This window comes from Rheinheimera salexigens (assembly GCF_001752395.1).
Classification (GTDB): domain Bacteria; phylum Pseudomonadota; class Gammaproteobacteria; order Enterobacterales; family Alteromonadaceae; genus Alishewanella; species Alishewanella salexigens.
Genome location: NZ_MKEK01000001.1, coordinates 3399737 through 3413390, shown reverse-complemented (window position 1 = coordinate 3413390; position 13654 = coordinate 3399737). Strand labels below are relative to the sequence as shown.

Annotated in this window: 10 protein-coding genes; 6 read left to right on the top strand and 4 right to left on the bottom strand. The window is 42.4% G+C overall.

The annotated features are described in order from the left end of the window. Window positions 1-8 precede the first annotated feature (8 nt). Complete coding sequence (locus BI198_RS15740) at window positions 9-2144, top strand: hypothetical protein (RefSeq protein ID WP_070050480.1); 2136 nt, start codon at window positions 9-11, stop codon at window positions 2142-2144. Window positions 2145-2154: 10 nt separating this feature from the next. On the opposite strand, the gene BI198_RS15735 is transcribed toward BI198_RS15740, so the two are convergent. Continuing rightward, window positions 2155-2946 carry a hypothetical protein gene (locus BI198_RS15735; protein ID WP_141728896.1) on the bottom strand — a complete coding sequence of 264 codons (792 nt, stop codon included), beginning with the start codon at window positions 2944-2946 and terminating at the stop codon, window positions 2155-2157. Between the two features lie 409 nt (window positions 2947-3355). On the opposite strand from BI198_RS15735, the gene BI198_RS15730 reads away from it, so the two are divergent. From BI198_RS15730 to BI198_RS15720, 3 genes are all read left to right on the top strand, one after another. Continuing rightward, on the top strand, window positions 3356-4387 hold the full coding sequence (locus BI198_RS15730; protein WP_158007098.1) for a hypothetical protein: 1032 nt from the start codon (window positions 3356-3358) through the stop codon (window positions 4385-4387). A 352-nt stretch (window positions 4388-4739) separates the two neighbouring features. Continuing rightward, a complete protein-coding gene (locus BI198_RS15725) occupies window positions 4740-5816 on the top strand; it encodes an EAL and HDOD domain-containing protein (protein ID WP_235605362.1) in 1077 nt (358 codons plus the stop codon). 129 nt (window positions 5817-5945) lie between these two features. Next, the gene (locus tag BI198_RS15720) at window positions 5946-6683 is read left to right on the top strand and encodes a Crp/Fnr family transcriptional regulator (protein ID WP_070050474.1); all 738 of its coding nucleotides are present in this window, start codon (window positions 5946-5948) and stop codon (window positions 6681-6683) included. 87 nt (window positions 6684-6770) lie between these two features. On the opposite strand, the gene BI198_RS15715 is transcribed toward BI198_RS15720, so the two are convergent. From BI198_RS15715 to BI198_RS15705, 3 genes are all read right to left on the bottom strand, one after another. Beyond that, on the bottom strand, window positions 6771-7628 hold the full coding sequence (locus BI198_RS15715) for an OmpA family protein (RefSeq protein WP_070050472.1): 858 nt from the start codon (window positions 7626-7628) through the stop codon (window positions 6771-6773). Then, complete coding sequence (locus BI198_RS15710; RefSeq protein WP_070050471.1) at window positions 7625-8056, bottom strand: DUF4398 domain-containing protein; 432 nt, start codon at window positions 8054-8056, stop codon at window positions 7625-7627. The genes BI198_RS15715 and BI198_RS15710 overlap by 4 nt, the downstream gene beginning before the upstream one ends. Before the next feature lie 123 nt (window positions 8057-8179). Next, on the bottom strand, window positions 8180-8926 hold the full coding sequence (locus tag BI198_RS15705) for a GGDEF domain-containing protein (protein ID WP_070050469.1): 747 nt from the start codon (window positions 8924-8926) through the stop codon (window positions 8180-8182). 478 nt (window positions 8927-9404) lie between these two features. Here BI198_RS15705 and BI198_RS15700 point away from each other — a divergent pair, with 478 nt between their 5' ends. Both BI198_RS15700 and BI198_RS15695 read left to right on the top strand, forming a co-directional pair. Then, window positions 9405-10490, top strand: coding sequence for an efflux RND transporter periplasmic adaptor subunit (locus BI198_RS15700; protein WP_083256651.1), 1086 nt, complete (start codon window positions 9405-9407; stop codon window positions 10488-10490). Continuing rightward, window positions 10490-13567, top strand: a complete 3078-nt coding sequence (locus BI198_RS15695) for an efflux RND transporter permease subunit (protein ID WP_070050467.1) — start codon at window positions 10490-10492, stop codon at window positions 13565-13567. Before BI198_RS15700 ends, BI198_RS15695 begins: the two co-directional genes overlap by 1 nt. Window positions 13568-13654 lie beyond the last annotated feature (87 nt).

Genomic DNA, 13654 nt, shown 5'->3' with positions numbered 1-13654 from the left:
GGATCTGAGTGGATAATTCCATCTTTGCAGAACTAAAACGCCGTAATGTTTTTAAAGTCGCTAGTGTGTATTTAATCGCGTCTTGGTTAGTGCTGCAAATTATTACCGTGTTGACGCCTTACTTAAAGTTACCTGCTTTGTTTGGCACTATAGTGACAGTAGTGCTGATTGTGGCTTTTCCGTTTGCTTGTATCTTTGCTTGGGTGTTTGAGCTGACTCCAGACGGGGTGAAGTTAAGTAAAAACGTAGATCGTGATGAGTCTATTCGCCATGAAACCGGCAGCAAAATTAATTATATCCTTATGGTGTCATTGTTATTGGCCTTGGCGTATATCAGCTACGATAAAATGTTTAGCCAGTCAATTGATGCAAGCAAGGCTTTGACTATAGCCGTGCTACCTTTTGCCGATATGAGCCCAGATAAGTCTCAGGAGTATTTCTCTGATGGTATTGCTGAGGAAATTTTAAATTCGCTAGCTAGCTTACAACAGTTAAAAGTTATCGCTAGAACCTCGTCGTTTCAGTTTAAAGACGCCAAACAAGATATTCGCAGTATCGCGACAACGTTAGGCGTTAATTACTTGCTCGAAGGCAGTGTGCGTAAAGATAAATCAGCGCTAAGAGTGACGGCGCAGTTAATCGATGCGACGACAGGCTCACCCATTTGGTCAGAAACTTATGATCGCAAACTGGCAGATATTTTTGCCTTACAAGATGAGCTAACCTTTGCCATTACTCAAGCGTTAAAGCTTAACCTGCTACCCGAGCAAGTGAGGGTGGAACAAGGCATGAGCAGCAATCAGCAGGCCTATGATTTATTTCTGCAGGGTAGAGACCTCAGTTACCAACGCAACCCGCAAGCCTTGCAACGGGCGATATCATTTCTTGAACAAGCCATTGCTTTAGATGCTAACTTTGCTTTAGCTAAAGCTCAGCTTTATGTCGTTTATGTGTTGAGTGAGTTTTACGGTGAATTATCGGCAGAAAAAGTTAACCCAGCCATCAAAGATTTATTCAGTGACTTGTTAGTCAGTGAGTCAGTGTTTCCGCTTAAGCTGACGGTCATTGCTAATCATATTGAACGAACGGAAAACAAACCCGATAAGGTGATGGCGTTATATGAGCGCGCGGCCATGCAGGCCCCTTCAGACTCTATTATCCAGAACTGGCGTTTATTAGCCTTAGTTGAAGCGGGAGAACTAGAAGCGGCAATTCAAGCGCGAGAGGCTTTTTATAAAATAAACCCTTTAGATCAAGTTAATCTTTATAATCTTATTAGGGTGCTGTATTGGTTAAATCAGCCAGAAAAAGCGGATCATTATATCAAGATATTACAAGAAACTGCGCCAACCCATTCCTTAACCGCTAACATAGTGACCATGCAGTTACTTTTCCAACAAAAACAACCGCAACAAGCGCTGGAATATTTACAGAGTTTTACCGGCGAACTTAACTCGTACAGCAAAAGCTTACATGTAGAGTTATTAATAGATACTCATCAGTTTAAGAAGGCGCTCAATACCCTAGGCCGATACTTAGGAGAGTATGGCCAATACCATCAGCATTACGGCTTTTCTATCGTAAACCTACTGGCTTATCAGAGCAATGCAGCTTCTATGGCCGATAAATTGCAAGATGTACGCAGCGTATTAAAGCTAAGTGAGCCGGATTACAACTATTACTTACAGGCGCAGCAAGCCCTAAGCGGCAATGTGCAGCCTTTTGTCGATAGCATGGATCGACGCTTTGCCAGTGCCGACATTTTTAAAGCGTTCCCGCTAGAGCAGCCATTTATGCTGCTTTACGCCATGATTAAATATAACGGCGGCTACAGCCAATATTTAGCGCGCTATCCGTACCTGAGTAAAATTCCTAAGGTATGCCGAAAAACAGCGGGCAGGTTTAATGAGTTATGTGCTTTTGCATTAGCGGCCAGTGGTGAATCTGATTTAGAGTTGCTGCTAACTCAGGCGACTAATTCTTTTGGCATGATTAACCCAGGTTTTATTGGTGTCGAGCGCTATGCGCTAACCGGACCACATTTTCACATGCTGCACAGCTATCCTGAATTTCAACGACAGGCGTCTGATTACTTAGCTAATACTTATCCCAATTGGCCTAAAATGGTGGCCATTGGGCCCTAGTTGTGTGGTACTACCGGCTTAAACTAGGCTTAACTCTAGTCTCATAAAGCTGGGTTAACGCTTCAGCAATGGTCATATCTTCATTTTCGCTCAAGTAACGGTCGACTTGTTTGTGCACAAATATAACCGCTTGTTTATGTTGTTTTGCGAATTGTCCGCACAATGTTTTTAGCTGTTTTTGAAACTCTTTATCAGCCGTTTCTTTATGGATAGCATTAATGGCTTTTTCAAAGCTATTTTGATGATCAGCAAAGTATTCTTTAAGGGTAATTTTGGGAATTCGATAGGCTTTACTGGCAAAGTCTAAGGCATCTCTAAAGGTCGTAAATTGTTCACCAAAGACGGCAAAATACTGTGGCGGCTGATAACTTACTTTTTGCTCAAACCCTGCTGCTTCAAAAGTAAAACCAGGGAAAGTAATTCTGTTAGTTGTTTCTTCACCCAATTGTAAACCTGCAGCAATACTATGGCGCAAGCTAAAGTCTAAACCGGCTAATTCTTCAGTTGTCCACATTTCATAGATCGTCAGTGCTTTTTGGTATTTCTTGGCTAATTTCTTTTTGGCGAAATCACGGCGCTCTTCCAACGATCCGGCTTTGCAGGCTTTTAAATGCTCTAAGCATTCATAACAGCACGGTACTTGTAAAAAGTCAGCGGCCTCTTTTGTTGCCAGATAAAATGCTAAATACTTTTTCGGTGGCGAAAAGTCATATTCAGTAGCAATACAGCCGCAAAAATAGCAACAATTAAAATGGCTGCTGTGCGTGGGTATTAAGACATGATATTCCAAACCTTGTTTCATTAAGTCGTCCATTTAGATTACGGCTAATCTCTCTTTCAATAACAATCAGATTTTTCACGACAGTATAAGAGTACTTAACAGCAGAAGATACGCAAGCCGATATCTGTGGCAACATAATTCAACATTATGGGTAAAGTGCTATTAAAATTGACCAGTATTCACTAATCTAAAGACCGAGAGCTGGAAGCTCTATCTTTAGTTTTAGTGTTAATACCACAATCGAAGAGATATAATAACCCGCCTTTATTAGCTATGCGCGATTAATCTAAACAGCTAGCCAAAAACTCATTTCAATCAATTTGACTTATATTAATAATGGATGACATTTATATTGTTTTTTAAGTTGCAGGGTTTTTTTATGGAAAACGATGTATTACTATGATTTTCAATGAAAAATATGGTTGAAATTATGTCAAATTTATTAGATTACTTCAGTGTCCCGGTCCAGCTAGGTTTCGATATCGCTACATCTCTTACCATAATTGGTTCTTTAATGTTTTTTCTTTATACAATGAGAAAAAATATTCAAAATGAAAAGTCTGAGCGTTTTGATAAGCAAGCTCGAGCCGTTGCGGCTGAGCAGCTTAAAAACTCAAATGGAGCCTTAAGCGAACTCTATATCAATGAAGTGATATTGCACTCTGAAAAGTTAAAAAGAAAAATAAATTTATCTAGAGAGTCTAATTTTGAAAGAGAAATACGTGCATTAAGTGATCCGAAAAAGCTAGATTCAGCTTTGGTAACGCTAAATGACGCTCAAAATGCAGTAGGGGATTTTTATGAAAAACTGCATATTGAAAAATTCAATATCATACCTGTAATAGACTCCATCGAAGATAATTCAGATTTAGTAGAGCAGTTTAATGAACAACTAGACGCTATTGCTGATAGCTATAACAAACAGTCAGGTTTTACGGTTGCACTGATTAAAGAGCTTAAAGCTTTAAAAGATGTAATGGATAAAATCTCTGAAGAGCATAGTGTATTAAGCAAAGACGATTTAATAAAGCTTATAAGCAATGATGAACAGGTTTATTCAGAACTACGTAAACATACAATGTCTATTGTTTTAGACCTGGATTATTACGAATGGACTAAAAGCTTTGTTGATAATGAAGAAAAGGAGCTGTTTAAAGAAGCCCTAATGTTTTTAGATAATGATAAAGAGTTGAGTGAAGAAATGAGTGATTTGATCAGTCAGACCTTTCAACAGCTGCTTTTTGGTACTTATGATTCAGCAGTTAAGTATTATGCCCAAATATTTATTATTGCTACTAAAAATCAGAGTGAAGCGAATAGGGCTTGTAAGTCTGTACTTGCCACGTTAAGTGCGATCTTAAAGTATTTACTGCAAAAAGGTAATAAAACTAGCAATCTTCATGAAATAGTTCAGCAGTACAAAGGTGAAGGTTACTTTGATATTGAAACTAAAATACGCTAAATCAACGTGCTCTAGAAGGATAGATCCTTTTAGAGTACTAAGTTTAATTTGAGTCGTTTACTTCATGCCATAGCTGTTTAAGTACCCTGTTGGCAGTGGTTAAATATGATGAATTGTACGCGGGAAGTGTTTAAGTATTAAGTTGTTATTCTAGGAAATCTGAATATACTGGCTTTACAAAGTAAAGACTTAAAAAGCTGTAAAGGAGTACAAGGTTATTTACGGATATGTTGCCCGCCAGCCGATTTTCTCTGCTGATAAAACCGTTTATGGTTATGAACTGTTATTTCGTGACGGCGAATTAAATAGTTTTCCTAATATAGACGCTGATGAAGCTACCAGTAAGTTGTTAATGCAGCACCATTTATTAATGGGTGTAGAAAGTATTACCGACAATAAACCGGCTTTTATTAACTTTTCTGCTGATACGTTATTGCATCGTTTTCCTACTTCAATTAATCCTGCCAGTACGGTTATAGAAATACTAGAAACGGTGCCGGCCACTCCCGAATTATTAGCGGTGTGCGAAAGTCTGCACAGCCAGGGCTATAAACTGGCGCTGGATGATCATGACTTTGATCCGAAGTGGGACCAGTTTTTGCCTTATATTACCTACGTAAAAATAGACGTGTTGCAGTTTAATATACTGCAAATAAGTCGCTATCTGCGGCGAATAGCCGATTATCCTTTAGTGCTGTTAGCCGAAAAAGTCGAAACCGCCGAGCAATTTGAAAAACTAAAAATGATGGGGTTTCATCTGTTTCAGGGCTATTTATTCGCACGGCCGGAAATGCTGAAACAAAAACAATTAAGTTCAAGTAAAGCTAATTTATTAGCCTTGATCACTGAAGCGTCAAAAATCGAATTAGACTTTGAATTACTGGCGGGTATTTGTCAGCGCGATGTTGGTTTATCGTACAAATTAATGCGCTTTGTTAATAATAGCCAGTTTGCCGCTCGTCAGCCCATTAGCTCATTAAAGCTGGCGATGGTGTCGATGGGCGAGCCTGAACTGAAAAAGTTTATTGCCCTTCTGGCGCTGGCTAACTTAGCCGATGGCGTGCAAGACGATAGGCTAACCTTAGCATTAGTTAGGGCCCGCTTTTGTGATTTGCTTGCGGTACAAAAGCGCTTGTCGAGTAATCCGCCTAGTGCTTTTTTAACCGGCTTATTTTCTAATGTGCATGAAATTATTGAGCAACCACAGCAATTTATGCTCGAGCAATTACCCTTACAAACTGAGATTAAACAGGCCTTGCTGGCGCAAAGTGGTTTATTGGGTAAGATATTGCAGCTAACCCTGGCATTTGAGCGCGGCGATTGGGAACGCACTATCAGTTTAGAGCAGCAAATAAGTGGTATTGCTGAGCTAGCTGATGTGTATCAAGATGCAGTGCGCTGGGCCGATAATATTCTAACTCAGTCATAGTTACACCTTCAGTCATAGTTAGACCTAGTGCGCTCGTTAAATTACAGAGTTGAGCTCGCTAGCGGCAAAAGTAAATTTAAAAATTTTGACTATACTTATGGGTGTTTATCATAAGTCTTGGTCAATATTATGTCTGAATCGGCCTCACCCGTTACTACCCAGCATAATCCTACCCAAAACCACTTACTGCGTATGCTTTCTACCGAGGTTCAGCAGCGACTATTTCCGCATTTAGAGTTAGTTGAGCTGCCGCTGGGTAAAATATTGTATGAATCAGGTGATGTTTTGCGTTATGTGTATTTTCCTACCAACAGCATTGTTTCGCTATTAAATGTTATGAACAACGGCTCTTCTGCAGAAATAGCCGTTGTTGGCCGTGATGGCATGATAGGCGTCAGTGTATTTATGGGCGGGGAGAGCACAACTAGCAGAGCACTAGTGCAAAGTGCTGGTTATGGTTATCGGCTATTGGCGCAGAGGATAAAAGACGAGTTTAATCGTCATGGCGAATTGTTGAATTTAATGTTGCGCTACTTACAGGCATTGCTTACTCAGATAGCGCAAACGGCAGTATGTAATCGGCATCATAGTATTGAACAGCAGCTGTGCCGTTGGTTATTGTTAACTTTAGATAGGTTGCCAGATAACCATGTGATTATGACCCAGGAATTAATTGCTAATATGTTAGGTGTGCGTCGTGGTAGTGTCACCGAGTCGGCTGGACGACTGCATGAACAAGGCGTGATTGATTATAGTCGTGGCCATATCATCGTAACAAATAGGCTGAAACTAGAGCAGCTCAGTTGTGAGTGCTATAAGGTGGTAAAAGCGGAAAGTGATCGATTATTAGCGTTTAATAAAGATTAAAAATAAAAAAAGTCAAATGCACTAGCGTTTAAACCATTAATGCATTTAACTTTCAAAGTAGTTAAAAAAAGTACTTATTAAAAGTAGTTATTGGTCAGCGTCATCAATGATGACTTCTACTCGGCGGTTTTGCTGCCGACCTTCAGCCGTTTCATTCGTAGCTATTGGGCTAGTTTCACCTTTAGCCACAGCTTCTAATCGACTGCCCATAATACCTTGAGCCATTAAGTAGGATTTTACTGTTTCTGCTCTGTTTTGCGCTAGCAGCATATTAGAAGCATCGGAACCTACGTTATCAGTATGACCTTCAATTTGCGCAGTTCTATTTGGGTAAGTATTTAAAAACACAGCCAATTTATCTAAATGGCTACTGCTAGCATTTTTAAGGTTAGCTTTACCGGTATTGAACAACACATCACCTAAGGTCACTACTAAGCCCCGGTCGGTTGGGCGGGCGTTAAGTTCTTCAATTTGCATACGTAACTCTTCAGCCTTAGCTTGTGCTGCTTCGGCTTGCATTCTGGCTTGTTGTGCTTGGCTACGCGCTGCATTGGCATCTGCTCTAGCTGTCGCGACTTCGCGCGTACGGGCGTTAAGCCTTACTTCATCACGCTGCTGGCTTAGCTCATCACGCTGCATTTCTAATAGCCGAGTCTGTGCTAAGGTTTTTGCCATGGTGATTTTACGCTCGGCCATGATTATTTTGTGATCGGCCAGTAAAGGATCTTTTTCTGGCTTTTCAGCGGCAATAACCGCTTGTTCTGCTTCTTGTATTTCTAGCGGTGCTTGCATAGCAAGTTGTGGCTCACCTTGTAATTGGGTGAGCTGTAAGCGCACATTGGCTGCTTCTTCTGGGGCTTTTGCAGGTGCAGCGCAACCGGTTACAAAAATGCTAATTAGGCTCAAGCTGAGCAGCGTTTTGTTGAAATGTTTAAGGCTACTCATGGTTTACCTCCTGACTGATTGCGTTGCACTTCTTGCTCTAACACTTGAATGCTATTTTGCATATCTCGGTTAATTTTTTGGGCTTTAAGTAAGTCGGCATGGGCTAGGGCAAGTTCAGCACTTAACTGAGCCTGCCGCGCTAGCCGCTGTGCTTGTACCATGTTTTCTGCTGTAACGGCACTGCGAGCGGCGGTGAGCTCTTCTCGGGCGGTATTTAGTTCTGTTCGGGTATAGCGGATAACTTGGGCGCGTTCAGCCTGACTAATAGCGCGCTCCGCCGCTTGTAATTCGGCTGAGGGTATTTCAGGGGTTGCAGAGCAGGCGATTAATAATGCAGTTGCACTACTGAGTAATAACCAGCGTTTACCGGAACGTATTAACGAGGATGGCTTGGTTATAAAAATATTGTTTGGAAGGGGTGTTTTCATTGTTAGCTCCTGATAAACCTAGGCTGCATTAATAGATACCACTAAGTTAATATAGGAGTTAATAATTTTACTGTCGGTACGCTAGCGTGCATAGCCAAAATTGACTGTTAATGACTTAGCTTTTTAGCAAATTGCAGCGCCACCTTGCTGTTTGGCGCGATACATAGCGGCATCGGCATAACTTATTAATGATTTTGCTACTTCGCTATGTTTAGAGCTAGTTGTTGGGCTGTGTTCTGGATATAAGGCGATACCAATACTAGCAGATAATAAAATACGGCTATCGGCTACCTGATATGGCTGGGTTAAGTTATGCAATAGCTTAAGGGCAAAAGTTGCTACATCTTGCCGGCATTTTATATCAGTTAATAACAGTAAAAATTCATCACCGCCATGGCGGCTAATAGAATCGCTGGCGCGGATAGCTGAAGTTAAGCGCTGACTAACCTGTTGCAGTATGGCGTCACCCGCGGCATGGCCATATTGATCATTAACCGGTTTAAACTTATCAAGATCAATAAACAACAAGGCAAATTGGCTGTGTTGTCGTTTGGCAACACTAATAGCATGGTTAATGCGATCCAGCATAATAGTACGAGTAAGGGCTTGGGTCAGTGCATCGTGTTGGTAATCTTGCTTAAGTTGCAGCAGTTGCGCTTGGCTAAAGCTGTCTTTTAATTCCATCTGCAACAAACTATCTAACAGAAACTGATTGTTTGCGAGTAATTGCTGCTGCTGTTGAAACCAAATATGTTGTTGCAGCAGTACCTCGCAGCGCATTTGCACCATGTCGGCACTCAGTTCATTAAAGAGCACTTGCCACACTGTATTTTGTAATTGGTCCGAGTTGGCATAATGAGGTTTAATCACAATGGCCTCCTGGTGTATGTGCTAAAACGCTAATATCTTATACGTGCTTGCTTAATTTGCCTGTTGGCAGGAAGAACACTGTAGGCTGATATTTATATTTGATCGGTGCGGCAGCGTGCATAAGGCAATTAAAAGCTATTTTAGTTGTTATTTAAAGCTGGTTTTCAAGACCGTAAAAAAAGATTTGATAAAGCGATAACCAGAGCAGTTAAGCGAGAGCTAGCGCTTTTTAAATATGTTTAAAGTAGTATATCAACTAGACTTTATTAATAGCTTGTAACCTTAACGCAGAATAGGCAGAAGGTTATAGTTACCTATTTTCCTGTCAGACGTGGCGATTTAATCGATAAAGCAGTACTGGCGCTGGGTGTTTTTTGCCGCAAAATAAAGTGAATAGTAAAAGTAAATATAGTAAAGAGTAATGTCGCTGTGTAGTCAGGGGCTTTGGTTGTAATGTTATGAAATCTTGGGAATAAATATGAAACAGCGCCGCCCTAGCTTGACCGCAATAAAACATGTGATGAAACAAACCACTCTAGCGTGGGTACTGTTACCAGCACTAATGCTGTCTGCTTGTAGCGAACCAGAAAGCTTATCTGAGGCCAATACCCCTTACGTTAAGGCGTATGAGTTAACGACAACATCGACAGATATATTTTCAGTCTCGGGTGTGGTGCGGGCTGAAACAGAAACTGCGTTAGCTTTTCAAGTTAGTGGCCAAATTACCACCAGACATGTTAACTCTGGCCAGCAAGTTAAGCAGGATGATGTGCTGTTTACGCTAGATAGCCGAGATTTACAACAGCAATATCAAGCCGTTACGGCTGAGCATAAGGCTGCTGAATCCGCCTTGGCTATTGCCGAAGCGGATGTAAAACGCCAGACCGAATTATTTACGGCTTCTATATCGAGCGCCTTTGCTAAAGAGCGCGCTGAATTACAGTTGGCAGAAGCCCAGAGTCGGCTTGATTTAAGTGCTGCCCGATTAAGCCAAGCAAAAAATGCTTTAGGTTATGCTGAGCTAAAAGCGCCAGCAGCTGGCCAAGTTTTGTCGTTAATTGCCGAAGCCGGTCAGGTAGTGGCTGTCGCCCAACCCGTGTTGAGATTTGCTTACGCTGGCGCCCGTGAGGTAGAGGTGTTTTTTCCTGAGCAGTTAACCCCGCCTAAAGCGGGCAAACTGTTACTGGCAGATAGCAGTTTAACCTTAAGCTTTCGTGAGGCTGATGGCGAGGTACAGCAAGAGGGACGAGTACTAAGGGCGCGTTATCGTATAAAAGATGCCCCAGAGCCCTTGCGGCTTGGCAGTATTGTTAGGGCAGTATTTAGTGTTAATTCTCAGCAGGATTCGCAATTTCAAGTGCCATTAGGTGCGTTGAGTGAGCGTGGTACGCAAGCCCAAGTGTGGCAAATTGCAGATGATAAAGTGCAACCCGTGGCGGTACAAATTGTTAGCATGAGTGAAGAGTATGCCCTGATCCGCGCCGAGCTTGCGCCGGGTGACTTGATTGTTGCCACCGGAACTCACTTGTTAAAAGCCGATATGGCAGTACAGGTGAAAAAATAATGAGCATGTTTAATTTGTCGGCATTGGCCGTTCGCGAAAAAAATATTGCGTTGTTTTTTCTGCTGTTGTCAGTATTTGGTGGTATTTATGCGTTTTTATCCTTAGGCCGAGCTGAAGATCCCTCTTTTACCGTGCGAGCGATGGTGGTTTCCGTTAGTTGGCCAGGCGCACAACCTGAGGAGCTAAGACTACAAGTCGTTGATCGGTTGGAAAAGCGGATCAAAGAAGTGGATTATCTGTACAAGCTAGACACCACCATCCGCCAAGGCCAAGCCAGCATTCAAGTGGAGTTTGAGGAATATACCTCGGCAGAGCAAGTTCAGGATTTGTTTTATCAAGTGCGCAAACGGATGCAAGAAGAGGTTGCTAGCTTACCTGAAGGTGTGATTGGTCCTATCGTAAACGACGACTTTGGTGATGTGTATTTTAGTTTAATTGCCCTGACGGCACCGGGTTTGCCGTTACGTAATTTAACCCGCGACATTGAACAGCTGCGGGATAGGTTAAACCGAGTCGACGGCGTGAAAAAAGTGATCTTGATTGGCGAGCGCACAGAAAAAGTCTTTATTGAATTTGCACCAGACCAACTCACTAACTTAGGTATTACTGCTGAAGCGGTATTTCAGGCAGTGCAAGCCAGTAACCGCTTAGTACCCGCAGGGCAATTGGAAACCGCAGGCCCTCGTTTGTTTATTCGCTTAGAAAATAGCCTTGCCGATATTGAACAGCTAAAAAATGTGCCTATTCAGGCTGGCTCAGAATTAATTCGTCTATCCGATATTGCCCAAATTCGTACCGGTTACGAAGAGCCTGCTAGTTATCTAGTGCGGGCTGCTGGTCAAGATGCCATGTTATTGGGGGTGGTGTTAGATCCCGGCGTTAATGGTCTGGAAGTCGGCGAGCGCTTAAACAGCTTTATTAGTGATGAAAAAACGCAGCTGCCGTTAGGCTTCTCGCTGCAAGTGTTAACTAATCAGGCTGATGCTATATCCAGTGCCGTGAGTCTATTTCAAATTAAGTTTTTAGTCGCGGTCGCGGTAGTGATAGCAGTAAGCATATTCGCTATTGGTTTAAGGGCGGGGATTATTGTTGGTATTGCGGTGCCACTGACCCTGGGTTTAACGTTTTTAATAATGTTGGCGATGAATATCAACCTAGACCGAATAACCCTAGGTGCCTTAATTATTTCGTTAGGTTTATTGGTGGACGATGCCATTATAGCTGTAGAAATGATGCTGGTAAAAATAGAGGCAGGTTGGGATAAAGTGCGGGCGGCCTCCCATGCTTGGACCGTTACGGCTGCACCTATGCTGTTCGGTACTTTGGTTACCGTGGCCGGGTTTTTACCCATAGGTTTTGCTAAATCGGGTGTAGGGGAGTATGCCGGTAATATATTTTGGGTGTTGGCTATTTCTTTAATAGTGTCGTGGATAGTCGCAGTGTTTTTTGTGCCTTATATGGGTGTTAAGTTTCTACCGGCCCAGTTAAAACAGCATCAACCAACGGATCAGTACCAGACCAAAAGATACATCAAACTAAGAAATGTTATTACTTGGTGCGTGGTCCATCGCAAAACCGTGGTGTTAGGCACTGTGGGCTTATTACTTATCTCGGCATTTGCTATGGCGACTTTGGTACAAAAACAGTTTTTTCCCAGCTCTGATCGGCCTGAAGCGCTAGTCAGTGTTTTTTTACCACAAGGTAGTAGCATTGCCGTCACCGAGCAAACGGTACTTAAGCTAGAAAAACTGTTAAAAGATTTGCCACAAATAAAAACCTATTCATCTTATATTGGTGCCGGTGCACCACGGTTTTTTATCTCAGCTAACCCAGAAATGCCCGACCCTGCATTCGCTAAATTATTGATTGTAAATCATGATGCCCAGACTCGGGATGAAGTGATTGCCATACTGCAGCAAGCGATTGATCGTGGCGATTTTCCAGAAGCACGAGTTCGGGTGCAAGCCTTACTATTTGGCCCACCGGTAGTGTGGCCCATCGCGTTTAGAATACTGGGTGACGATCCGCAAATATTGCGCAACATTGGCTACCAGTTACAAGACATTATGCTACAACATGGCAATGTGGTGGACCCACATCTGGAATGGGATGAGCGAATTCCAACCTTAAAACTTAATTTAGACACCGAGCGATTGTTTAAATTAGGTTTAACAGCAGAGCAAGTGTCGCAGCAATTACAGTTTTATCTTACCGGTGTTACGGTAACGCATTTACGCCAAGATATAAGAACCGTAGAGGTGGTGGCAAAGGCTTTGATTATAGCGCCACCCGACAGCGCAGATGGCAAAATGTTGCAACAATTTGCTAGCCGCTTAAACAGTGTTGAGATTATATCTGCCTCGGGTCAGAAGATGCCGCTAAGTCAGCTTGGCGAAATGGCGGTAGTATATGAACAACCTGTATTAAGACGTTATAACCGTGAAAATATGCTAGCCGTACAAGCTGAGTTGCAAGGCGCTCAGCCTAATGATGTCAGTATGGCGCTATGGCAACAGTTTGCCAGTATTCGCCAGCAGTTACCGGATGGCTATCGGATAGAAATGGGTGGCTCGCTACAAGAATCTGGCCGAGGCGAAGCGTCAATTCAGAAACTACAGCCGTTAATGTTAGCCACCATGCTGATTTTCATTATGTTACAGATGCGATCTTTCGCCGGTACCTTTATGGTTATTGCTACGGCGCCGTTAGGTTTAATAGGCGCAGTACTGGCATTATTGATCTTTAATCAGCCATTTGGCTTTGTGGCATTGTTGGGGTTAACAGGATTGGCCGGTATTATAATGCGTAATACCTTAATATTAACCCAGCAAGTAACCGATAACTTTACCGCAGGTTTAGCCGCGTTTGATGCTGTTGTCGAAGCAGCAGTACAAAGAGCTCGGCCAGTTATTTTAACCGCACTGGCGGCGGTATTTGCTTTTATACCTTTAACGACCGATACCTTTTGGGGACCGCTAGCGTATGTATTGATAGGGGGTGTCGCGGTGGGTACGGTGATAACTTTATTATTTGTGCCAGCGTTATATAGCTTATGGTTTAAAATTAACAAAGCTTAATACTATTACTATTATTTAATCTAAATTAAGCTAGTAACCTAGCGGCTTAACACCCCACCAGCAGTAAATGCTGGCGGGGTTAAGCGT

Bases quoted from the DNA above. Each gene is read 5' to 3' on its own strand.
- BI198_RS15700 (WP_083256651.1), top strand. From the start codon at position 9,405: ATGAAACAGCGCCGCCCTAGCTTGACCGCAATAAAACATGTGATGAAA.
- BI198_RS15720 (WP_070050474.1), top strand. From the start codon at position 5,946: ATGTCTGAATCGGCCTCACCCGTTACTACCCAGCATAATCCTACCCAA.
- BI198_RS15730 (WP_158007098.1), top strand. From the start codon at position 3,356: ATGTCAAATTTATTAGATTACTTCAGTGTCCCGGTCCAGCTAGGTTTC.
- BI198_RS15710 (WP_070050471.1), bottom strand. From the start codon at position 8,056: ATGAAAACACCCCTTCCAAACAATATTTTTATAACCAAGCCATCCTCG.
- BI198_RS15735 (WP_141728896.1), bottom strand. From the start codon at position 2,946: ATGAAACAAGGTTTGGAATATCATGTCTTAATACCCACGCACAGCAGC.
- BI198_RS15695 (WP_070050467.1), top strand. From the start codon at position 10,490: ATGAGCATGTTTAATTTGTCGGCATTGGCCGTTCGCGAAAAAAATATT.
- BI198_RS15715 (WP_070050472.1), bottom strand. From the start codon at position 7,628: ATGAGTAGCCTTAAACATTTCAACAAAACGCTGCTCAGCTTGAGCCTA.
- BI198_RS15725 (WP_235605362.1), top strand. From the start codon at position 4,740: ATGCAGCACCATTTATTAATGGGTGTAGAAAGTATTACCGACAATAAA.